General features: G+C 71.0%; 24 protein-coding genes and 1 pseudogene. 13 read left to right on the forward strand and 12 right to left on the reverse strand.

The window, feature by feature from the left end; genetic code table 11:
- Window positions 1–47 precede the first annotated feature (47 nt).
- Both istB and istA read right to left on the reverse strand, forming a co-directional pair.
- The gene (gene istB / locus DVS28_RS01870) at window positions 48–833 is read right to left on the reverse strand and encodes an IS21-like element helper ATPase IstB (protein WP_114589836.1); all 786 of its coding nucleotides are present in this window, start codon (window positions 831–833) and stop codon (window positions 48–50) included.
- Window positions 833–2050 (reverse strand): IS21 family transposase, encoded by a 1218-nt coding sequence (istA, locus tag DVS28_RS01875; protein ID WP_114589837.1) that lies wholly within the window; start codon window positions 2048–2050, stop codon window positions 833–835. Before istA ends, istB begins: the two co-directional genes overlap by 1 nt.
- Window positions 2051–2388: 338 nt before the next feature.
- Here istA and DVS28_RS29100 point away from each other — a divergent pair, with 338 nt between their 5' ends.
- The 4 genes from DVS28_RS29100 (at window position 2389) to DVS28_RS01895 (ending at window position 7570) form a co-directional block, all read left to right on the forward strand.
- The gene (locus tag DVS28_RS29100; protein WP_114589943.1) at window positions 2389–4707 is read left to right on the forward strand and encodes an HNH endonuclease; all 2319 of its coding nucleotides are present in this window, start codon (window positions 2389–2391) and stop codon (window positions 4705–4707) included.
- Between the two features lie 127 nt (window positions 4708–4834).
- Window positions 4835–5554, forward strand: a complete 720-nt coding sequence (locus DVS28_RS01885; protein ID WP_216826332.1) for a TetR/AcrR family transcriptional regulator C-terminal domain-containing protein — start codon at window positions 4835–4837, stop codon at window positions 5552–5554.
- Between the two features lie 199 nt (window positions 5555–5753).
- Entirely contained in the window at window positions 5754–6728 is a 975-nt protein-coding gene (locus tag DVS28_RS01890) for an ATP-binding cassette domain-containing protein (protein ID WP_114589945.1), read from the forward strand.
- A 53-nt stretch (window positions 6729–6781) separates the two neighbouring features.
- Window positions 6782–7570: an ABC transporter permease gene (locus DVS28_RS01895; RefSeq protein ID WP_114593936.1), complete on the forward strand. Its 789-nt coding sequence runs from the start codon at window positions 6782–6784 to the stop codon at window positions 7568–7570.
- 147 nt (window positions 7571–7717) lie between these two features.
- On the opposite strand, the pseudogene DVS28_RS30220 reads toward DVS28_RS01895, so the two are convergent.
- Together DVS28_RS30220 and DVS28_RS01905 are read right to left on the reverse strand one after the other, a co-directional pair.
- A pseudogene (locus DVS28_RS30220) lies at window positions 7718–7912 on the reverse strand (zf-HC2 domain-containing protein); the annotation flags it as partial.
- Complete coding sequence (locus DVS28_RS01905) at window positions 7909–8550, reverse strand: RNA polymerase sigma factor (protein ID WP_114589946.1); 642 nt, start codon at window positions 8548–8550, stop codon at window positions 7909–7911. The gene DVS28_RS01905 and the pseudogene DVS28_RS30220, both read right to left, overlap by 4 nt.
- A gap of 218 nt (window positions 8551–8768) precedes the next feature.
- Between DVS28_RS01905 and DVS28_RS01910 the strand changes: the two genes are divergently transcribed.
- The gene (locus tag DVS28_RS01910; protein WP_164709818.1) at window positions 8769–9269 is read left to right on the forward strand and encodes a DoxX family protein; all 501 of its coding nucleotides are present in this window, start codon (window positions 8769–8771) and stop codon (window positions 9267–9269) included.
- 52 nt (window positions 9270–9321) lie between these two features.
- Here DVS28_RS01910 and DVS28_RS01915 read toward each other — a convergent pair whose 3' ends face one another.
- Window positions 9322–9702: a CBS domain-containing protein gene (locus tag DVS28_RS01915; RefSeq protein ID WP_114589948.1), complete on the reverse strand. Its 381-nt coding sequence runs from the start codon at window positions 9700–9702 to the stop codon at window positions 9322–9324.
- 170 nt (window positions 9703–9872) lie between these two features.
- Here DVS28_RS01915 and DVS28_RS01920 point away from each other — a divergent pair, with 170 nt between their 5' ends.
- The gene (locus DVS28_RS01920) at window positions 9873–10085 is read left to right on the forward strand and encodes a hypothetical protein (protein WP_114589949.1); all 213 of its coding nucleotides are present in this window, start codon (window positions 9873–9875) and stop codon (window positions 10083–10085) included.
- 38 nt (window positions 10086–10123) lie between these two features.
- Here the strand turns inward: DVS28_RS01920 and DVS28_RS01925 are convergent, their stop codons facing one another.
- Entirely contained in the window at window positions 10124–10561 is a 438-nt protein-coding gene (locus DVS28_RS01925; RefSeq protein ID WP_114589950.1) for a DUF488 domain-containing protein, read from the reverse strand.
- Between the two features lie 54 nt (window positions 10562–10615).
- On the opposite strand from DVS28_RS01925, the gene DVS28_RS01930 reads away from it, so the two are divergent.
- Together DVS28_RS01930 and DVS28_RS01935 are read left to right on the forward strand one after the other, a co-directional pair.
- Entirely contained in the window at window positions 10616–10972 is a 357-nt protein-coding gene (locus DVS28_RS01930; protein ID WP_114589951.1) for a hypothetical protein, read from the forward strand.
- On the forward strand, window positions 10969–11298 hold the full coding sequence (locus tag DVS28_RS01935; protein WP_164709819.1) for an MGMT family protein: 330 nt from the start codon (window positions 10969–10971) through the stop codon (window positions 11296–11298). The genes DVS28_RS01930 and DVS28_RS01935 overlap by 4 nt, the downstream gene beginning before the upstream one ends.
- Before the next feature lie 105 nt (window positions 11299–11403).
- On the opposite strand, the gene DVS28_RS01940 is transcribed toward DVS28_RS01935, so the two are convergent.
- On the reverse strand, window positions 11404–12846 hold the full coding sequence (locus DVS28_RS01940) for a trypsin-like peptidase domain-containing protein (RefSeq protein WP_164709820.1): 1443 nt from the start codon (window positions 12844–12846) through the stop codon (window positions 11404–11406).
- Window positions 12847–13032: 186 nt separating this feature from the next.
- Here DVS28_RS01940 and DVS28_RS01945 point away from each other — a divergent pair, with 186 nt between their 5' ends.
- Window positions 13033–13548: a GNAT family N-acetyltransferase gene (locus tag DVS28_RS01945; protein WP_114589954.1), complete on the forward strand. Its 516-nt coding sequence runs from the start codon at window positions 13033–13035 to the stop codon at window positions 13546–13548.
- On the forward strand, window positions 13545–14456 hold the full coding sequence (locus tag DVS28_RS01950) for a GNAT family N-acetyltransferase (protein ID WP_114589955.1): 912 nt from the start codon (window positions 13545–13547) through the stop codon (window positions 14454–14456). Before DVS28_RS01945 ends, DVS28_RS01950 begins: the two co-directional genes overlap by 4 nt.
- Window positions 14457–14604: 148 nt before the next feature.
- Here DVS28_RS01950 and DVS28_RS01955 read toward each other — a convergent pair whose 3' ends face one another.
- From DVS28_RS01955 to DVS28_RS01970, 4 genes are all read right to left on the reverse strand, one after another.
- Complete coding sequence (locus tag DVS28_RS01955; RefSeq protein ID WP_114589956.1) at window positions 14605–15015, reverse strand: nuclear transport factor 2 family protein; 411 nt, start codon at window positions 15013–15015, stop codon at window positions 14605–14607.
- 11 nt (window positions 15016–15026) lie between these two features.
- Window positions 15027–15515 carry a DUF488 family protein gene (locus DVS28_RS01960; RefSeq protein ID WP_114589957.1) on the reverse strand — a complete coding sequence of 163 codons (489 nt, stop codon included), beginning with the start codon at window positions 15513–15515 and terminating at the stop codon, window positions 15027–15029.
- Window positions 15516–15638: 123 nt separating this feature from the next.
- Window positions 15639–17321, reverse strand: coding sequence for a TM0106 family RecB-like putative nuclease (locus DVS28_RS01965; protein WP_114589958.1), 1683 nt, complete (start codon window positions 17319–17321; stop codon window positions 15639–15641).
- Between the two features lie 86 nt (window positions 17322–17407).
- Window positions 17408–17653 (reverse strand): hypothetical protein, encoded by a 246-nt coding sequence (locus DVS28_RS01970; protein WP_114589959.1) that lies wholly within the window; start codon window positions 17651–17653, stop codon window positions 17408–17410.
- 161 nt (window positions 17654–17814) lie between these two features.
- Between DVS28_RS01970 and DVS28_RS01975 the strand changes: the two genes are divergently transcribed.
- The gene (locus DVS28_RS01975; protein WP_216826334.1) at window positions 17815–18291 is read left to right on the forward strand and encodes a VOC family protein; all 477 of its coding nucleotides are present in this window, start codon (window positions 17815–17817) and stop codon (window positions 18289–18291) included.
- A gap of 15 nt (window positions 18292–18306) precedes the next feature.
- On the opposite strand, the gene DVS28_RS01980 is transcribed toward DVS28_RS01975, so the two are convergent.
- Window positions 18307–19008, reverse strand: a complete 702-nt coding sequence (locus DVS28_RS01980; RefSeq protein ID WP_164709821.1) for a DUF6308 family protein — start codon at window positions 19006–19008, stop codon at window positions 18307–18309.
- 146 nt (window positions 19009–19154) lie between these two features.
- Between DVS28_RS01980 and DVS28_RS01985 the strand changes: the two genes are divergently transcribed.
- A complete protein-coding gene (locus tag DVS28_RS01985) occupies window positions 19155–19481 on the forward strand; it encodes a TfoX/Sxy family protein (protein ID WP_164709822.1) in 327 nt (108 codons plus the stop codon).
- Window positions 19482–19535: 54 nt separating this feature from the next.
- Window positions 19536–20579 carry an oxygenase MpaB family protein gene (locus DVS28_RS01990; protein WP_114589963.1) on the forward strand — a complete coding sequence of 348 codons (1044 nt, stop codon included), beginning with the start codon at window positions 19536–19538 and terminating at the stop codon, window positions 20577–20579.
- Window positions 20580–20622: the final 43 nt, after the last annotated feature.

Consider the following 20622-nt stretch of genomic DNA (forward strand, 5'->3'; position numbering starts at 1 on the left):
GAAATCTGACCCCCTTGCAGCGGTTGAATCTTGACCCCCTCTGGAGTTCATGGTGCTGGGTCGGCGGCGGGGACGCGGCCGAGGTCGCGGTCCTTGAGGCGGTAGCTGTCGCCCTTGAGCGGGACGACGTCGGCGTGGTGGACGAGCCGGTCGATCATGGCTGCGGCCACGACGGGGTCGCCGAAGACCTCGCCCCACCGGCTGAATGGCTTGTTGGAGCTCATGATCACGCTGGCGCGTTCGTATCTGGCGGCGATGAGTTGGAAGAACAGGTTGGCGGCCTCGGCCTCAAACGGGATGTAGCCGACCTCGTCGATGACCACGACGGGGACGCGGCCGAGGGCGCGGAGTTCGTCCTGGAGCCGGCCGGCGGCGTGGGCGGCGCCGAGCCGGTCGACCCATTGGGCGGCGGTGGCGAAGGCGACGCGGTGACCGGCCAGGCAGGCGCGGATGCCCAGCGCGATGGAGAGGTGGGTCTTGCCGGTGCCGGGCGGGCCGAGGAACACCACGTTGGCGCGGGCGTCGACGAAGTCGAGCTGGCCGAGATGGCCGATCAATTCGCGCTTGACGGAGGTCTGGTGGTCGAAGTCGAAGTCCTCGAGGGTCTTGCGGGCCGGGAACTTCGCGGCTTTGATGCGGGCCTGGCCGCCGTGGGCGGCGCGGGCGTCGACTTCTTTCTCAAGGCACGCGGCGAGGAACGCCTCGTGGGTCCAGCCCTCCTCGCGGGCCCGGTCGGCCAGCCGCGGGGCGGCCGCCGCGAGGGACGGGGCCTTCATGGCCCGGCACAGGTAGGCCAGGTGGCTGTCGGTGGCCGACGCCGGCGTGGTTGCCATCAGGCCACCCCGAGCAGCCGGTCGTAGTCGGCGAGGTCCCGCTGCTCCACACCGGTGTCGGGGCCGGCGACGGGCAGCTCGAGCAGCTGGGCGCGGGCCTTGCGGGCGGCGTCGTGGGCCGGGTCGGTGATGGTCTGATGCTTGGCGAGGACCCGGTCGTGGCGGGCGACCTCGTCGCGGCCACAGGTCACCACGACCTGATCGGCGGTGCGGCGGATGGTGACCTTGCGGCCGATCGCGCCCGGGTGGACGGAGTAGTCGTTGGTGTCCACCCGCACCCAGTGGTCGGCGCCCAACCGGACGGTGTGGGTCCAATCGACATCGGGCGGCACCGGCGGCAGCGGCAGCATCGCGGCCAGGTCGGCGTCGATGCGTTCGGAGGGCCGCTGGCGCAGCCCGGCGTGGACCCTGACGTTGGCCCGGTCCTCAAGCCACAGGCCCAGCTGGGTGTTGAAGTCGTCGATCGAGCCGAAGCTGCGTCCGGGCATGAAGCTCGTTTCCAGGTAGCCGTTGGCCCGCTCCACCACCCCCTTGCGCTCCGGGTGGCCCTTGGCCAGCACGATCGAGCCCATCCCCAACGTGCCTCGGAACGCCAAGTACTCCTGGGTGTAGACCAGCTTGCGGCCCCGCCGGACGCTGATCGCGGGCTCGCCGTCATACACCCCCTTGCGGGGCACCCGGCCCAGGTCGCGGAGGCACCACAGGTGCCCGCCGAGCACGTCGTGTTTGTCCTTGGACGGGATCATCCGGGCGGTGATCCACCGCGAGTAGCAGGGCACCCCGACGATCACCGGCAGCACCGCGGTCTGTCCGAACCCGACCGGCACCTTCAGGTCCTCGGGGAACCACAGGTCCCACTGGGCCAGCTCGCCCTCCCGATAGACGGTGCGGCCATACCCCTCCGGCAGCAGGTAGGCCGGACGCAGCTCACGCACCCGGTCGCGCAGCACCGTCATCCCCCGCGACCAGCCGATCCGCTCGGCGATCACCGTGGCCGGCATGTCCGGCGTGGCCTTCAGCAACTGGCGGATCTGCGGCTCGAACGCATCCACCGCCGACCCCGCCGCCTCCCGCTCGTACTTCGGTGGCGACGCCGAACGGATCGCCGCCCGCACCGTGTTGCGCGACAACCCCGTCGCCCGCACGATCGCCTTGATCGCCATCCCCTCAGCGAAATGCAACCGGCGGACCTCAGCCCACTGCTCCACGTCAATCACAACCCTTCCTCCTGACTCGACGACACGATCGAGTCAGGGTCAGATCCCACCCGCCCACAGCAGGTGAACCACGACGAAGGGGGTCAAGATTCGCCCGTCGTCAGGGGGTCAGTATTGGGCCGCTACCGACAGTGATCGGTAGGTGAAGGGTTGGGTCTTCGGGAGGAGGTGGGTGTGGGGATGATGGTGGTGGACCGGCGGTGGCCGGCGGAGGTCGCGTGTTGGCGACGGGGCTGGGTCGTGTGTGTGTGCATGGGCCCGCGGGGTGATGTCACACCCCCGGTCTAGGTTGATCGGTAGGTGATGGATTGGGTCTTCGGGAGGAGGTGAGCGCGAGGATGACGGTGGTGGTGGACCGGCGGGTGGACGCCGTTCCGGACAGCTGGTTTGGTGGCCGGCTGGCGGAGGTGTGGTTGTCGGAGGACGAGGTCGCCGTCTACCTCGCCGATCCTCGGGCTGACTCGTCGCGCGACGTGCCGCCGTCGGTGTCTACGGACGACAGCGGGGCCACGGGACAGAGGGGCAGCGGTGGGGCTGGGGACTGGCCGGGCGAGCCGTCGGGGGTCAGCTCGTGGGGTGGTCGCATCGGGGAGGTGTGGCTGGCGGAGGAGGACGTCGCCGTCTACCTCGCCGATCCTCGGGCTGACTCGTCGCGCGTTGTGCCGCCGTCGGTGTCCACGGACCACGGCGGGTCCGCGGGGCCGAGGGGCAGCGGTGCGCCTGGGGACGGGCCGGGCGAGCCGTCAGGGGCCAGCTGGTGGGGTGGTCGCATTGGGGAGGTGTGGCTGGCGGAGGAGGACGTTGCCGACTACCTCGCCGAGCCCCCGTCGGAGGACGATGGCGGATCGGCTGGTGGTGGGACGGCGGCTGAGGGTGGAGGCCAGGCGTCGGGGTGCACATTCTGTAGGGCGGCTGGCGATGGTGGCGACCCGGCATCGGGGTCGGCGTCCGGCGTGGCGGCTGCGGTGCCGGCGGGTGGAGAAGGGTCGGCGGGTCCTGCGGTTGCTGGTGGTCCGGCGGTGTTAGTGGGTGAGGCGTTGGGGGTGCTCGGCCGGCTGAACGGGTGGTTGGCCCGGGCATCTGCGGGCGAGGCCGGGGAAGGGATTGGGGCTGCTGGCGGGCCGGTCGATGTGGAGTCGGTGCGGCTGGTGGTGGACGGGCTGGCCGGGGTCGATGCGGCGTTGACTGCGGCCAGGTTGCGGGGGATCGTTGCGGCGGATCAGGCGGCCCTGCCGACGGTGGACGGGGCGGCATCGCTGTCGGCGTGGATCGCGGATCGGTGGGGCCTGACCGGCAGCACAGCCGCGCGGGAGGTCCGGTTGGCGGTCGGGCTGATCGACGAGAAGACGGCGCTCGACCAGCTGCAGGCCGGGGTGATCTCACGGGACCATGCCGCCGGTCTGGTGGCGGCAGCGGAGAAGCAGGCCGCCGACCATGACGCCGCCGCCCGGGCCCGGGCTGCTGAGGAGGACCGTGCCCGCGAGGAACGCCGCCGTGCCGATGAGCAGGCGCAGGCAGACGCCGCGTCGATGGCCGAACGGATGCGGCTGGCCCGCGAGGCTGCTGCACGGGAGGAACAGCTCGCCCGCGAGCGGGCCGAGCGGGCCGAACAGCAAGCCGCAGCCAACGACGCAGCCCGCAAGGCCCGACAGGACGCCCTGCTCCAATCCGCAGTACAGGGGGCGTCACCGGATCAGGTCCGAACCGACGCCAACCGGATGCGCGCTGCCGATGCGGCAGCGCTGGAGCGGGCGGTCGCGGCCCAGCGGGCCCGCCGATCCGTCACCTTCCGACCCGATGGGATCACCGGGCAGCGGGTGATGCGGGTGGTGCTGACCGATGCCGACTACGAGCTGCTCCAGTCCGGCATCGAGGCCGCCCACACCTTCGACCCACCCAACACCCCCGAGGACGACCGACGAACGGCTGCGCAGCGGCGCTACGACGCCTTCCTCGACCTCGTGACCGCCGGCGTGCAGGCGGGAGAGCTGCCCACCTCGCGTGGCACCAAGCCCCACGTCACCGTCACCATCCCGCTCGCCACGTTGACGGGTGAGGCGGAGGTCGCCGGTATCGGCGGGTTCGGGACGGTGATCTCGCCAGAGACGGTTCGGCGGTTGGCGTGTGATGCCCGGTTGACCCGGGCGATCGTTGACGCCAACGGGATGCCGTTGGACATCGGTCGGACCAGCAGGGCGTGGACGACCGCGCAGCACACCGCGGCGGCGCAGCTGTTTGGTGGGTGTGCGTTTCCCATCGCGGATCGGTCGCCGTGTGGCCGGCCGATCGGCTGGACGGATCTGCATCACGTCATCTGGCGGCGTCACGACGGCCCCACCGACCAGGACAACGGAGTGTCGTTGTGCCGGCATCACCACAACGCCGTGCACCACGACGGCTGGCAGCTGTCCTTCGACCTGCCCACCGGCACCGTCACGGTGCAACGGACCGCAGACGGCCGCACGGTCACACGCACAACCAGATTTCCCCATGACAACCCCAGACGCGGCCTGGAACAGGACTCCCAGTCCACCGCGGCGACGTCCGGCCCCAAGCGCTCGGACGCCACGACGGACGACCCAGGCAACGACCGGGGTGGTCCCGAACGGCCTGGTCCTGATCGGGACGATCCCGGTGACGGGCGATTGCCGATCTGACCTGCACCCCGCCTCCGGCGGGGCCGTCGGGCTGCCCCGAGTTCGGGGTGGGCCTTCCCCGCAGGCGCACACTGCCGGCGGCCAGGGGTCGGCAGGTACCCTCGACGCCACGGCGAATGGTGACCACGTGACGACGACCGACGGACAGCTGCAGGAACCGGCCTTTCGGCTGCCGCTCACCCGGCAGCGTGTCCTCGTGGCTGCGGTCAGGATCGCCGACGAGGAGGGGCTGAAGGCGCTGACCATGCGTCGCGTGGCCAGCGACCTCGACGTCGAGGCCATGTCGCTGTACCACCACGTCGACAACAAGGAAGCGCTGCTCGACGGCATCTGTGAGGTCCTCGTCGAGGAGATCATCGCCGAGGTGGGCGACGCGGATCCGCCCTCGGACCCCGATGCCTGGCAGGCCGCAATGCGCGACATGATCATGACCGCGCGCCGCGTCATGCTCGCCCACCCCTGGGCGCCGTCGGTGTTCGAGACCCGCAAGTCGATCGGTTTTTCGATCATCCGGTACTTCGAGCGCCTCCTGGCCGTCATGCGGGCGGGCGGCTTCTCCTACGACCTGGCCCACCACGCGATGCACGCGCTGGGCAGCCGCGCCATCGGCTTCTCCGGCGAGCTGTTCCAGCCCGACGACGGCCAGACGGACGACGAGTCGATGGCCATGCTCGAGGGCATGCGCGACCAGATCCCCCACATGGTCACGATGCTCTCTGGCGCCCTCCACACCGACGAGGCCGGACAGACCATCGGCTTCTGCGACGACCAGACCGAGTTCGAGTTCGGCGTCGACCTGCTCCTGGACGGCCTCGACCGCCGCCGCCGCGAGCAGCCCGACACGTAGCCCGGTAACCAGCGCACCCGAGCCAGCGCACCTGAGCCAGCGCACCTGAGCCAGCGCACTCGGTAACCAGCACACCCGGCAGCTGGGCGCCCGAGCCAGCGCGCCCGCAAGCAACGAGATCGGTGTGTCCGACGCTGTCGGTCGCTGCCAGGACATCCAGCCTTGACACGCCTTACTCTGTAAGTCAATCTTACGCCGTATGGAAACCTTACAACGTAAATCCATCCACCATTCCACCATCACGGACATCGCCATCCACGCCGAAGGGCTGGTCAAGGAGTTCGCCGGCGTGCGTGCCCTCGACGGCCTCGACCTCGACGTGCCCACCGGTTCGGTGCTCGGCCTCCTCGGGCCCAACGGCGCCGGGAAGACCACGGCCGTGTCCATCCTCACCACCCTGCTGCGACCGGACGGTGGCACCGCCAGCGTGGCCGGCCACGACGTCGCAACCCAACCCGAACGGGTCCGGCGGCTGATCGGCCTGTCGGGGCAGTACGCCGCTGTCGACGAGAACCTCACCGGGGTCGAGAACCTCGTCCTGGTCGGCAAGCTCTACCGACTGGGTGCTCGACGTGCCCGCCAGCGCGCCAACGAGCTGCTCGAGCAGTTCTCGCTGGTCGAGCCCAGCACTCGCTTGGTCGGCACGTACTCCGGGGGCATGCGCCGCCGCCTCGACCTCGCAGGCGCGCTCGTCGCCGAGCCGCCCGTGCTGTTCCTCGACGAGCCCACCACCGGCTTGGACCCGCGCAGCCGCAACGAGCTGTGGGCGGCCATCGACGACCTCGTCACCCGCGGGACGACGGTCCTGCTGACCACCCAGTACATGGAGGAGGCCGAACAGCTCGCCGACGACATCGTTGTCATCGACCACGGTCGGCGCATCGCCCAGGGCACCGCCGACGAGCTCAAGGCGCTCGTGGGCGGCGACCGGATCGAGGCCCGGCTGCAGGACCCGCTGGATGCCGCTGCCGCCGAACGCGCCTTGATCGGCCTGGCCGACGGCGTCATTGTCGTCGATGGTCGGTTGGTGACTGCCCCCGTGCTCGGCGGAGCGGAAACGCTCGGCCACGCCGTTGTCGCCCTCGCCGCCGGAGGGGTCACCGTCACCGAGGTCGGGCTGCGCCGGCCCACGCTTGACGACGTGTTCCTCACCCTCACCGGGCAGGTGTCGTGATGGCCGCTCCCGCTGCTCCCACAGGGGCTGTCCCGAGCCCGCTGCTCGCCAACATGGTCGGCACCCTGACCGACACCCTGGCCCTGACCGGACGCAACCTGCGCAAGGTCCGCCGGGTGCCCGAGATCCTCTTCAGCGTCCTCGTCAGCCCGGTCGTCTTCGTGATGCTCTTCGCCTACGTGTTCGGCAGCTCCATCGAGGTACCCGGCGGGTCCTACCGCGAGTACCTCATCGCCGGCACGTTCGCGATGATCCTGTCCTTCAACGCGGTGTTCACCGGCATCGGGTTGGCCGAGGACATGAAGAGCGGCATCATCGCCCGCTTCCGCTCGCTGCCGATGTCCCGTTCGGCGGTGGTCCTCGCCCGGACCGCCAGCGACGTCCTCTACAACGTCCTGTCACTCCTCGTGATGGGGACCGCCGGCCTGCTCGTCGGCTGGCGTATCCACACCGACGTGGGGCGAGCGTTCGGCGGCTTCCTGCTCCTGCTCGGCTTCGCCTATGCGATCTCGTGGATCATGGCGTTCGTCGGGCTGACGGCCAGTGCCCCCGAGGTCGTCAACAACGCCTCGTTCATGGTCATCTTCCCGCTGAGCTTCCTCGCCAACACCTTCACGCCGACCGACGGCTTCCCCGCGCCGCTGCGGGTCTTCGCCGACCACAATCCGGTCTCGGCAGTCACCCAGGCGGCGAGGGTGCTGTTCGGCAACATCCCGCCGGGGACACCAGAACCCACGGCGTGGCCGCTCCAGCACCCCGTGCTCTACAGCGTGCTGTGGATCGTCGGACTGATCGCCGTCTTCGCCCCGCTCGCCGTCAGGCGCTACCAACGCCTGACGTGACCCCGGGTGCCGAGCTGCTCGGCTGGCGAGCAGTTCGGCGAAGCTCTCGAGCCGAGAAATGGTCGCTGGGTCGGGTTCCATTCGCAGCGCTGCCAGGGACCGGGCGACTTGCTCGTGTACGGCCGTTTCGATTCCGCAGCGCTCGCAGTGAGCGAGGTGATGCTCGACCAGCGGGATGGCGTCCTTGGGCAGCTCGCCGTCGAGGTAGGCGTGGATGACGGCTGCGACCTCCTCGCAGCTGGGCATCGACCCATCGTGGAGGGTGGCGACGGCGTCGGCGTGACGACGTTCGGCGCGTCGGCCCGTCCATCGGGTCAGCGGACCGGGGAGCGGCGGGGTCATTCTCGTTCCTCCAGGAGGCTCGACGGGCTGCGCACGTGTCGGCGGAGCTTGGCGCGTGCTCGGTGCAGTCGGCTCATGACGGTGCCGACGGGAACGCCCAGGACGTCTGCGGCTTCCCGATAGCTCAGACCGTCGATGTCAACGAGGGCGACGACGGCGCGGTGGTGCATTGGCAGTGCTTCGAGGGCGGCCACGACCGCCTCACCGGACAGGCCCTCGGCGACGAGTTCGGCGGGCCCGTCCCGGCCGTCGGCGCCGGCGGCGGGCATGCGGCCAAGCGTGGTCCACTCGTCCTCCAGCAGGTCGGGCATTCGCTTGCGCAGCCGGTTGGTGTTGGTGTTGCGCAGGATGGTCAGCAGCCACGACCGTGCGTATCGCCCGTCGAAGGTGCCGATGGCGCGGAACGCCTTGACGAGGGTGTCCTGCACGAGGTCCTCGGCGTCCTGGGGGCTGGTGGTCAGTCGGCGCGCGATGCCGAAGAGCACCGGGATCTGTGGAAGGACATGCGTGCGGAACGCCTCCTCCGCAGACCGTCGGTCGACCTCGGTCGTCCCCCTCCTACCGTCGCTGGAGTCGACAGCCGGAGCGGCCGCGACGAGACCGGCGCTCGTGCTGCGCGGGGTCGGGGAGTGGGGCACGGGTGTCCGGAAGGGGTCGGGAGGGCGACACGCGGACGCGTGCGCTTGAGGAGGTCAACACGATCTGCGGCCGGCCTCTTCCATGTTCGTGGTGGCGGCCGCGTGACGGCCTCCGAGAAGTGGAAGCGATGGGTCTGGGTCGGGGTTTCCCCTCGCGCAGTCCACGGCCCGACGTCTCCGACGCTCCGGGCTGTCCCTACGTCCTCAGGAGTCTCATCGTGTCGACCATCCATGCCATCCACCGTTCGTTCGGCCGGGCGAGCGCAGCGGTTCCCGTCGTCGTCCGGGTGGTGATCGGCATCATCATGGCCACCCACGGGTGGCAGAAGCTGACGCAGATGGGAGCGGCGAACTTCGGCAACGGCATGCTCGCTGACCTCGGGGTTCCGCTGCCGGGTGTCATGGGCCATGTGGTGACGTGGCTGGAGCTCGTTGGTGGCATCGCCCTGGTGGTCGGGTTCCTCACCCGGGCGTCCGCGGCCGTGCTCGCCGTCGTGCTGGCCGGTGCGACCGTGCTGGTCAAGGTCGATCTCGGCCTGATCGCCGGTATGGGCGCCCCGCTGCCAGGCGCCGAGCTCGACTTGGCCCTCCTCGTCGGCTTGTTCGTGTCGGTCGTCATGGGGCCGGGCCGTCCGTCGCTGGATCACCTGCTCGGCCTCGAGGACACCACAACGGTGGTCGTCGACGTGTCGGACCGGGCAGCCACGCCGGTCGGCTGATCGGCCGACCCGATCAGCGCACGACGTTCGCCACCTGCGGGCGGCCCCGCTGTCAGCTGCGGGCCAGCTCCAGCTCGTGGTTCAGCTGGATCATGGCGATCAGGCAGTTGGTCGTGGTGAGGACCCCGACGAGGATGCCGTTGCCGTCGACGACCGGTACCGCGTTGATCTGGTTGGACAACAACACCTTGCCGGCTTCGATCAGGCCGTCCTCGGGACGAACGGTGATCGGCTCGCGCGTCATCACGTCACGGACCAGCCCGTCGAGGTCGTCGCGCAGGTCGCGATCGCTGATGATGCCGATGAGGACACCGTCCTCGACCACCGGGAGGTGGTGGGCCTGGATGGATGCCATGCGGTCCCATGCCGCGTCCACCGTCTCGTCGGGGGACACGACCTTCGGGTCGGGAGTCATGAAGTACTGCACCTGCATGGACGATCACCTTTTCGTGTTCGGCTTCTTCTCGGGGGTTTCGCTCACCACCGACCATCGTCGTTCGGTCCCCCCTTCGAGAGGGTCGAGGGTCCCTCCGCGTCCGGGACCGAGGACCCGATACGCTGCGACCAGCCGGACGGCCGAACGACAACGGGGAGGGGCTGGACATGGGATTGGTCAAGCCGACGTGTCCGAGGTGTGGCAAGCGGGTCGCGAAGCTCGTGCAGACCCCGGCGATGCAGCAGGCGTGCGAGGACTGCCTGGACGACGTCCTCGGCCTCGCCGCGGGGATGCTGACGAGCGGTTCGATGACCGGGGTCCTCTCGACCCACGGCTGGTTCCGTCGCGTCAAGGGCTGGCGCCGCCGAGAGCGGTCCTGAGGCAGCGGTCCCGCGGTCGCGGTCCTGAGGCCCGGGTGTCAGAGGTGGGTGACCGCCAGCCCGCCCCAGGCCTCGGCGAGGTGCTCGGCGACCACACGTCGGTGGCAGTGGTCGGGGTCGGCCTCGCTGCACAGCAGCGCCGTCGGCCCCTCGAACGGTGTCCGGTCGCCGCCGGCCACGTCTCGTTGGACCAACAGCGTGCGGAAGGCCGCGGCGTACTCCTCCGGCCCGACGCGCTTCTGCTGGTAGTCCTTCAGCAGCTCGGCGGTCGGCGCGAGGTCCAGCCGGTGCTCGTAGGCCACGTCGAGCAGCTCGGCCAGGAACCACTCCAGGTCGCCGGCCTTGCTGAACCCGGCCAGCTGCGAACGGTTGTGCAGCCGGACGTCCAGCAGCCGACGGACGCCGGCATCGCGCAGCCGGCCGAAGAAGTGCTCGGCCGAGCTACGGGTGAACCCGATCGTGTACAGCGTCCTCACGCCCCCCACCCTGCCCCGGATTGACGCAACGGGCGACCGGGAAGGACTGTGCGCATGGCGAGCTATGAGGTCAACGCCGACGCGGTCGAGAAGGTCCGCGACATGATCGACGCCCGGCAGTACGTGCTGGACAGCGAGTGGGGGGAGGTCCAGCCCGACGCCGACGCCGAGAACGCCTACCTCGAGCGGCACTCGTGGCAGGCGTACGCCGCGTGGCACCTGGGGTTGACCGTGGGGGCGACCGACAACACCAAGGGTCGCTACGGCTTCGTCGTCGGTGACTTCCGTCGCATCCACCGGTCGGCGCTGCTCGCCTGCCGCTACCGGGCCACCCAGTGGCGTCACAAGGACGTCGAGCTGGCCGCCCACGACCTGCTCCAGCACCTCGACCGCACCGCCGACATCGCGTGACGCCCGCGCCGCCCGGCTTCCACCCGCACCCCGACCCGACGGACCTGACCCCGTTCCAGCAGGCGGTCGTCGGCGTCGTCACCACGTTGCGGAAGGGTGAGGTCGCCACCTACGCCGAGGTCGCCGACGACGCCGGCCATCCCGGCGCGGGTCAGGCGGTGGCCAACGTGCTGCGGCGGGTCCCCGACCTCCCCTGGTGGCGGGTCGTGCCCGCCGGGGGGCGGCTGTACCGCACGCACGCGCCCACGCAGGCGCCCCTGCTCAGGGCCGAAGGCGTCGAGCTGACCGAGGACACGACCGGCCGGCTGCACGTCGACGTCGGCTGACCAGCCACGTCCCGGAGATGGGCAACGCCCCGGTCGGGGACCGGGGCGTCAGGCGGACGGGGTGACGGGCCGCACGGCTGGGGTGCCCGCCGCGCGGGCCGGGGCTCAGCTGGTGGCCTCGCCGAGGGTCGCCTCCACCGTGGTGCTGACGTTGTCCCGGACGACGTCGAGCTGGATGACGTCGCCGGGCTGGTGGGCGCGGATGGCCACCGACAGGTCGGCGATCGTGTCGACGGACTCGCCGTCGACCGCGGTGACGATGTCCCCGGGCTGCAGGCCGGCCGCCGCCGCTGCGGATCCCGGCTCGACGGTCGCAAGGACCGCGCCGGCGTCGACGTCGAGGTCGTAGAGCTCCGCGGTGCGGGCATCGACGGTCTGGCCCGACACCCCCAGCGCCGCGTGGACGGCGCTGCCGGTGGCGAGGATCTGGTCGGCCACGTTCTGCACCGTGGCCACCGGGACGGCGAACCCGACCCCGGAGGAGGTACCCGAGCTGGACAGGATCGCGGTGTTCAGTCCGATCAGCTCGCCCTGCCCGTTGACCAGGGCGCCGCCGGAGTTGCCCGGGTTGATGGACGCGTCGGTCTGGATCAGGTCGCCCAGCACGCCGGTCTGTCCGCCGAGGGTCCGGTTGGTCGCCGAGACGATGCCGGTCGTGACGGTGCCGTCCAGGCCGAACGGGCTGCCGATCGCGACGGCGGTCTCGCCGACCGTCGCCTCCGCCGTGGCGAACGGGACGGTCGGCAGGTCGACGGCGTCGATGCGCAGGACCGCCACGTCGGTGGTGGGGTCGGTGCCGACGACCTGGGCGTCGTAGGTCTCACCGCTGGGGAGGGTCACCTGGACCGAAACGGCGTCGGCGACCACGTGGTTGTTGGTGACCAGCAGGCCGTCGGCGCCGTAGACGACCGCCGAGCCGGAGCCCTGCCCGGCACGCGTGGTCACGCTGACCAGGCCGACGGAGGGGGCCACGGCCGCCGCGACGTCGCTGATCGACATGGCCTCGGCGATGTCGGTGTCGCCGGCGCCGGTGCCGTCGACGATGAACGACGCCGGCACCTCCTCCGCCGTGGAGGTGTCCTCGACGGTGGATCGGGCGATCGGGAACGACACCCCAGCCGCGACGACGGCCGCGAGGGTGGCCGAGACCAGCGGGGTCACCCACGGTCGTCGCCGGGGGTCGGCGGCCGTCGCGGTGGCGGACGGTCCGTTGGGCGGCACCGCACCGCTGGGGTTGGAGGGGCCGTATCCGGTCGAGTGGTCGTAGCCGGTGGCGTGGTCGTACCCGGTGCCGCGGGCGTACCCGGTGCCGCGGTCGTACGCGGTGGCGGGGGCGTAGCCGGTCGCCGGCCCGTACGTCGGGGCGGTCGGGTAGCCGGCCGGCGGACCGTACGCCGGGGCGGACGGGGACGTCGGCTGCGCGACAGGCTGCTCGACGGGCTGGGCCTCCCACCGGTCACCGGGGTGGCTGGAGAACGGGTAGCCGCCGTCGGCGTCGCGGGCCTCGGGGCGGCTGGGCTGCTGGTCGGGGTCGAGAAGGGTGGACACGGGGGCCTCCAACGGGGTGGGGTGCGAAGCGGCCGGTCGAGGTCTCGGCCGGATACGACATCCACCTTGTGGACTTCCACGTCAACCCGTGCCTCCGCCTCCCCCAAGACTCGGCAATGACCACCCCACGCAGCGCAAAGCCGACTTGGCCTACCTCTCGTGGTCCTCTTGGGGAAGAATGCGGGCGTGGAGTTCCGGCCCCTCACCGACGACGACCTGCCGATGCTGCACCGCTGGCTGAACGACCCCGCGGTCGTCCGGTGGTGGGAGGACACCGACGTGTCGTGGCTCGGGGTGGTGCGCGAGTGCGGGTCCACCAACACCGATCCGGTCGAACACTGGGTCGCGGTCCACGACGGGGTCGACATCGGCTGGATCCAGACCTACGCCGCCGCAGACTTCGACGACGAGGACGAAACCAGGCACTGGTTCCGGCTCGGGGTCCGACGCACCGCCGCCGGCATCGACTACCTGATCGGCCCGTCCACCGGGCGCCACCGTGGCCTGGGCACGTTGATGATCAACACGTTCGTCACCGACATCGTGTTCGGCCGACACCCCGAGTGGACCGAAGTGTGCGCCTCGCCCCTGACCGCCAACGTCGCGTCCTGGCGGGCGCTGGAAAAAGCCGGTTTCACGACTCGCGGGACGTTCTTCGACGAACACGGACCCGCCCGACTGATGGTGCGCCAACGACCATGATCAACGTTCCCGGCTTGCCCGACGGCCTGACCGCCCGCCCACCCACCCTCGACGACATCGACGAGGTGGTCGCCCTCTGCCGGGCCGAGCAGGTCCGGTCCGGCGTTGCGGCCCACACCAACGCCGCCGACTTCACCAGCGAGTGGCAACGCCCCTCCATGGACCTCGACCTCGACGCCGTCGTCGTGCAGGAGGGGCCACGGATCGTCGGGTATGCCGACCAGTCCGACGGACGTGCCTGGGTCGCGGTCGACCCGTCGGCCGAAGGGCACGGCATCGGCACGGCGTTGCGTCGCTGGACCGAGGCGAACGCCCGCCATCACGGCCTCCCGCGGATCGGCCAGACGTTGCCGCGAACGGCCACCGAGGCCATGTCGTTGCTCGCCGATGCGGGCTGGACCGCCCGTTGGGACACGTGGGTGTTCTCGATCCCGCTGGGCCCGGACCTGCCGCCCCCACACCTGCCCGACGGGGTGGTGGTCAGGTCGATCAAGCGGCCCGACGAGGAGCGCGCGGCGTACGACGTCGTCCAGGCGGCCTTCGGTGAGTGGCCGGACCGGGACAGCAGTCAGACCTTCGAGGACTGGCGAGCGGAGAACCTCGATCGCGACGATGCCGACGCGGACCTGCTGCTCGTCGCCGTCGAGGACGACCGGGTCGTCGGCGCCGCCCTGTGCCTGGAGGACGAGGACGAGGGATGGGTGGCCGAGCTGGCCGTGCCGCGGGAACACCGGGGTCGTGGTCTGGGCCGCGGCCTGCTGGAGTCGGCGTTCCAGCGCTTCGCCGCACGTGGCCGTCTGACCGCTGGGCTGTCGACGGACTCACGGACGGGGGCGCGGACCCTCTACGAGCACGTGGGCATGACCGTCACCGAGGACTGGGCACGCTGGGCGCTCGACCTCGACTGATCACACCCCGGGTCCGGCACCTCCAGGGGCGCGTGTCGGGCGACCACGACGGGCGGCCCAGAACCCGACAAGCGGGTGGTTGGGTCGGGCGGCCAACCCCGTCGCGTGTCGGGCGACTACGACGGGCGGCCCAGAACCCGACAAGCGGTCAGTGGCGGGACCAGAACACCTTGTCGGCCTGCTGGTCCCAGAGGTACTCCCAGATCTCGGTGACCTGGGTGTCGTCGGTGTGGATGACCTGCACGATGTTCTGCGCGAGGGTGTCGCCGTCGCGTTCGACCGTTGCATGGACCAGCACCACGACGTGTTCGGGGGTCCACAGGATGTCGTGGACCTTCACCGTGTCGTTGGTGGTGTCCGGTCCGCCGTCGGCGACACCGCTGATGCCGAGGACCCGGTCGCGTCCCACGTAGTCCCCGGCATGGCGACCGTCGCCGGAGACGTGCAGGACGACATCGGGATGGTGCAGGTCGTACAGGGTCTGGCGGTCTCCGGCGGCCATGGCCTCGTAGACGCGGTTGACGACGTCCAGGTTCGGGTGCGACGCGGCTGGGCTCATCGTCGCGGATGCTACTCCTGCCGGACCATCCACGTCGCGGCCTCCAGCTCGTCGTCGGCCTGCCGCCGACCGTTCGACCGCAGGTGGTGGACGTCGGTCCCGTTGGCGATCAGCAGCCGGGCGATCCGACGTCGCGGGCACCACGTCGGGTCCTCCGCCGCACCGAGCAGGATGACTCGCTGCCACGTGCCACGCCCCTCGATCCAGGTCAGGGCGTTCCAGAAGGCATCCGGTGGGTCGAGCACGTCGTGATGGCCGAGATCGGACGCAAGGTCGATGTACTCCATCCCGAGGTCACGCAGGTCGCGGTCCAGGGCGGCCGCGTCCATCTCGGGTCTCCCCGATCGGGCCGAGGCGTCCCGGACGTCGACGACCATCCGGGTCCCGGCCCACCCGAGCAGCTCGACGAAGGCGAGCATGTCGAGGTCGCCATGACCGACGGTGTCGACTCCGCAGGGGGAGGGGGGAGGGGTGGCGAAGCGCAGTCGCAGGCGGCGCATTGGGGTGGCTCCTTCGGACGCGGGGTGAGGGGGTCCGGGCCTGACCGCGGGATGATTCCCGCCGCGGGGGCCGGCAAAACAGGCATTTCGCGGCCAGCAGCCAGGGAGGTGCTGGCCGGTGGGTCAGCCGGTCGGCATCAGGTCCCCGACCCGGGGCAGGTCGGCCCACACCTCGGCCAGGCGCTCGCGAACCCAGCGGGTCGCCTCCACGTCGTCGGCGTTGTAGTCCAGCAGGCGTCGCTGCTGCTCGTGCGACCCAGCCACCGCGTCGCCGTACCAGACCATCGACTGGCCGCCGCCGGGGTCGTCGTCGCGCCACTGGAACCCCAGCCGGCCAGCGACCACCTTCAGGCCCAACGAGCCGCCGGTGGTGACGTGGGCACGGGCCACGCGGTGCAGGTCGACCCACTCGGGGGAGGTGATGAAGGACTCGACGTCGACACCGATGCGCGGGCCGTAGAGGCGCAGGTAGCGGTCCTCCGCCCCACCGCCGGCCCAGCAGTACGCCGCGAAGGACCGCTCGGCATCGATCGCCGCCTTCCGCGTCCGCTGCAGCCAGTCCCAGAACGCCACGAACACCGCGGTGTCGTCCAACTCGGGGGCGAAGTCGACGAAGGGCACGTACTCCGGCGGCGTCCCGGCACGCCGGTCGGTGACCAGGCAACCCCAGAGGTAGACCCGGCCGTCGGCGGTGGACTCCATGTCGACGTCGACCTCGACGTCGGCGCGGGGCAGCTCCAGCACGTCCGCGCCCCGCACCTTGGCGAGGGGAACCCCGCTGGTCTGCACCCGCGCGTGGTCGGCGGCCTCGCGGATCGCCTTGGTGGGCAGGGCCGTCGGGTCGGCCAGCGCAAGCGCCGTCCGGGTGGTCAGGCCAGAGGCATGGAGGCGCTGCCGGACGTCCCAGGTGACCTTCGGCAGCAGGGTCAGCTCGTCGGCGTCCTCCATGCGTGGGGTGCAAACACCCTCGAACCGGCAGCGGTCGCATTCGCTGGAGCGCGCCGGGACGACCAGCGGGTCCTCGTCGGTCAGGCCGTCGACACGGTCGGTGGCCAGGGCCGCGACGTCCAGGCGGAAGCCGAACTCGCGGTCGTACTTCTCCAGGGTCGACCAGCGCCCCGTGGTGTTGCGCCACGACTGGAAGGTCGGTGCCGTCAGGTCCACCAGGGCGAGGGTCCGGTCCGACCCGATGACGCCGGCCCAGCCCGGTCCGGCATGGCCGTGGTGCTCGAGCAGCCGCTGGTAGTGGGCAAGCTGCAGCAGGTCGTCGGTCCGTTTCCGGGTCCACGGTCCCTCGACCTCCGCCATGGCAGCGGGGTCCAGCCCGTCGGCCACGTCGGTGTGGGCGCAGGCCCGCAGCGGTCCGAGGGATCCACCCTTCGCCTTCGCCGTCACGAGGTGCGCCTTCACCTCCACCGGCATGTAGGCGGTCCTGCCCCCGGGGGTGGGGTCGGGCAGGGCGACCAGCAGGTCGGGCCGGCCGGTCCGGCGACCCTCGTGATCCCGTAGCTCGGCCTGGGGGATGACGGGTACCCCGGCCGCCATGGCCGCCAGGGTGGCAGCCTCGTCGCCGGTGAGGGTCGGCAGGTCACCGACCGCGGCGGCGACCTCGGCCATGACCTGGTCCTCGAAGGCCCGTCCCTCCTCGATCCGTACGAGCACGTCGACGGGCAGGGGCTGCTCCACCACGTGCTCGGGCGGCTCGATCATCAGGTGGGTGCGCAGCGGGCAGCGTGTGGCGGCGCGGGCATCCAGCAGCGGCGCACGGCGGACGTCTCGGTTGGACAGGGGCTTGTCGGCGGTCATCGTGCCCCGGAGTGTGACGGTTCGCCGTCGTCAGATCCGACAGCGACCGTCGAGCGGCCGTGCAGCGGCCGCGGGTGTGGCGGAGGTCAGCCGACCGTCGACGCCACCGGGTCGTCGCTGACCACGATGGAGGAGAAGCTCACGACGTGGTCGCTGATGATCGTCATGCGGGCCCCGATCTGCACCGGATCCATGATCGTGCCGAGCGGTTGCCAGCCATCGGCGGTCTGGGCGTAGATCCGCCAGCCGTCGCCGATGCCGTACACCGTCGCGTTCGGCGAGGCGGTCTGGATGATGCGCCGGACGGGCGAGGACGTGGACATCGTGGACATGGCTTGCGGCTCCCGTTCGTGGGGGGTGTCGTACGGTCGTTGGACCGTCCGGATCGGCGAAAGTTTCTCGGCGGGTGGGTCTGGAAGGTCCGCGGCAACGGTGGGAGGATGCCCAGTGACGGAGGATGCTGAACTGCCTTCATCACAAGGGAGCCATGCCCATGCCTGACATCCGCCACGACCGGCCCGGCCACGAGGGCTTCATCCCCTACCTGATCGTCGAGGGGGCCGCAGCTGCGATCGACTTCTACACGGCCGCGTTCGGAGCGGAGGAGAAGATGCGGCTGGCGATGCCGAACGGCCAGGTCGGCCACGCCGAGATGGCCGTCGACGGTCACCCCTTCTACCTGGCCGACATGTCACCGGAGATGGACGACGGGCCCACGCGAAGTCCCGACCGGACCGGGGCGACGTCGGTCATCCTGCACCGCTACGTGCCCGACGTCGATGCCGCGGTCGCGCGTGCCGAGGAGGCCGGCGCCACGGTGCTGCGTCCGCCGAAGGACGAGTTCTACGGCGAACGGGCGGCCACCGTGCAGGACCCGTTCGGGCACCAGTGGAGCCTGCACACCCGCACCAGCGAGGTCTCGATGGAGGAGATGGTCGCGGCCATGCAGGGCGACCCCGCAGGGGAGTGACCCCGCGGGGGACGATCAGGTCGTGCGGACGTCCAGGATGACCGAATGCAGGCGCAGCCGGTTGAGGGGCACCGCACCCGGGCCGGAGCGGGGGACGATCGTCTCGCGCTGCCAGTCCTCCAGCATCGTCCACGCCTCGTCCTGCTCGACCAGGTCCTGGTGGGTCTGCTGCCACGCTTGGGACCGCTTGGCGAAGTGGCCGACGGTCCGGCGGTCCAGCAGCGGGTAGACGGTCGGCAGCTTGTGGTGCAGCACGGCGTGGGTGGTGCGCATGCCGACCCCGCGGACGTTCATCAGCAGGGCCCAGGGCCGCCACAGCTCCCCGTTGGTGGTGGCCATGCCGCCCTTGCCGAACAGCTCGGCGCTGGACATCTCCCACAGCACGGGGGCCGGGTCGGGCAGCGCCAGCAACGCCTCGTCCAGCGCGGGTCGCAGGCCGAGGACCGCGTCGACGGCGTCATGGTCCATGCCGTCGCCGAGCCCCGCGCCGACCAGCACGTCGATGGGCTCCAGGGTGCGTCCGGGGGCGGCCGGCACGCAGTCGTAGGTGCGGTAGCCGTGGGCACGGAAGATCGGGGCCGGGGTGCCGGGGTCGATTGGCCGGGTGCGGTCGGGCTCCCAGCGGTCGGCGGGGGCACCGCAGTACCGGCCGATGCAGGACTGGGCGGCCTCCAGCGACAGGGTGTCACCGGCCACGGTCACGTGGGTGGATGCCATCAGCGTCTCCTCCAGGGGCGCGCAGGCGGTCCACGCGAACTCCGAACCGTACCGGGCCGGACGGGCGCGGGCTCCGGCCGCTTGGCCCCTCCGTTGGTGACCCTGACCGGCGTACGCTCGTCCCAGCCGACCGAGAGGGAGCCGACATGGGCGAGAAGGGTGCACGGCTGACCGCCGACGCAACCGCACGGGCGGAGCAGCTGGTGGAGGAATGGCAGCCGCTCGGCCCGGTCACCTCCAAGAAGATGTTCGGTGGCCACGGCATCTTCCACGATGGGTCGATGTTCGGCATGGTGGACTCGAAGGCGGATGTCTTCCTCAAGGCAAGGGGCGAGGACAGTCGCGTGTTCGAGGACGCGGGTTCGACCAAGCACGGCCGCATGCCGTACTGGTCGGTCCCGCCCACGGTGGCCGACGACGAAGCGCTGCTGCGTGAGTGGGCCCAGCACGCGATCGACGGGATCGACCGTTGAGGCACTGAGACGGTCGTGCGATCGTTGTCTCAATCGTTGTGGAGGGTCGAGCCGATGATCAGCAGCCTTGCCAGCAGGGTCTTCCCCCGCGGGGTGCCCGGCGTCCGCTCGGTCATGCAGCACGGCGTGCACACGATGTTCGGGGATCCGTTCGACGCCACGGTCGATCCCGGTGACCCGGGGCTGATGGGGCCGGGGTCGGCCACCTGGCAGCTGCTCGGCGAGCCGTGCGTGATGCCGATGGGCTTCCGCGCCCTGCTGGTGCAGATGCTGCACCCGATCGCCCTGGAAGCGGTCCACACCCACGGGTCGTTCGCCGATGACTTCCTCGGCCGGATCAAGCGGACGGCCCTGTACCTGCAGCTGGCCAACTTCGGCAGCACCGGTCAGGCCCTCGACATCAGCGCCACGGTGCAGCGCATCCACCGCCGGGTGGTCGGCCGGACCGCGCAGGACGAGCCGTACTCCGCCGGTGACCCGCACTACCTGGCGTGGGTCGGCATGACCTTCACCGAGTCGACGCTGGCGGTCCACCGGGCCTTCGGGCAGCGCCCCGTCACCGACGAGCTGGCCGACCGGTTCGTGGCCGAGCAAGCCGTCCTGAACGCGCTGCTGGACCCGCGGGTGGACCTCGATGCCCTGCGTGGTGACCCCGACGCGGGTGCGCGGCTGCGCGACGGCGAGGTGCCCCTCCCCCTGGTGGAGGAGGGCTGGGTCCCGACCGACGTGGTCGGTCTGACCCGCCGCTTGGCCGAGTTCCAGCCCGAGCTCGAGCTGCGCGAGCTGGGACGTGCGTCGTTTCGCTGGTTGCTGGACCCGCCCGACCTGCCGAGGGCCCAACGAGCGGGCTGGCGCGTGTTCGTCACGAGCACGCTGGCCACCCTGCCGCCGCAGTGGCGCGACCTGCTGGACCAGCCCGACAGCCCGCTGCGGGACGCGGTGGTCGCCGGGGGAACCCGGACACTGTTCGACCTCTTCAGGGTGCTGCACGGCCCGCTGACACTCCCGTCGCTGGCCGCGTCGCGCGTCGAACGACGACCTGTGGCCGGCAACGGCAACACCGGCGACGAAGGGGCTCAACTGCAACGGGCGACCTGACGATCACGGGACGAACGGCGCGGGGGAGGGGGCCCGCCCCGAA

This window comes from Euzebya pacifica, from assembly GCF_003344865.1.
Classification (GTDB): domain Bacteria; phylum Actinomycetota; class Nitriliruptoria; order Euzebyales; family Euzebyaceae; genus Euzebya; species Euzebya pacifica.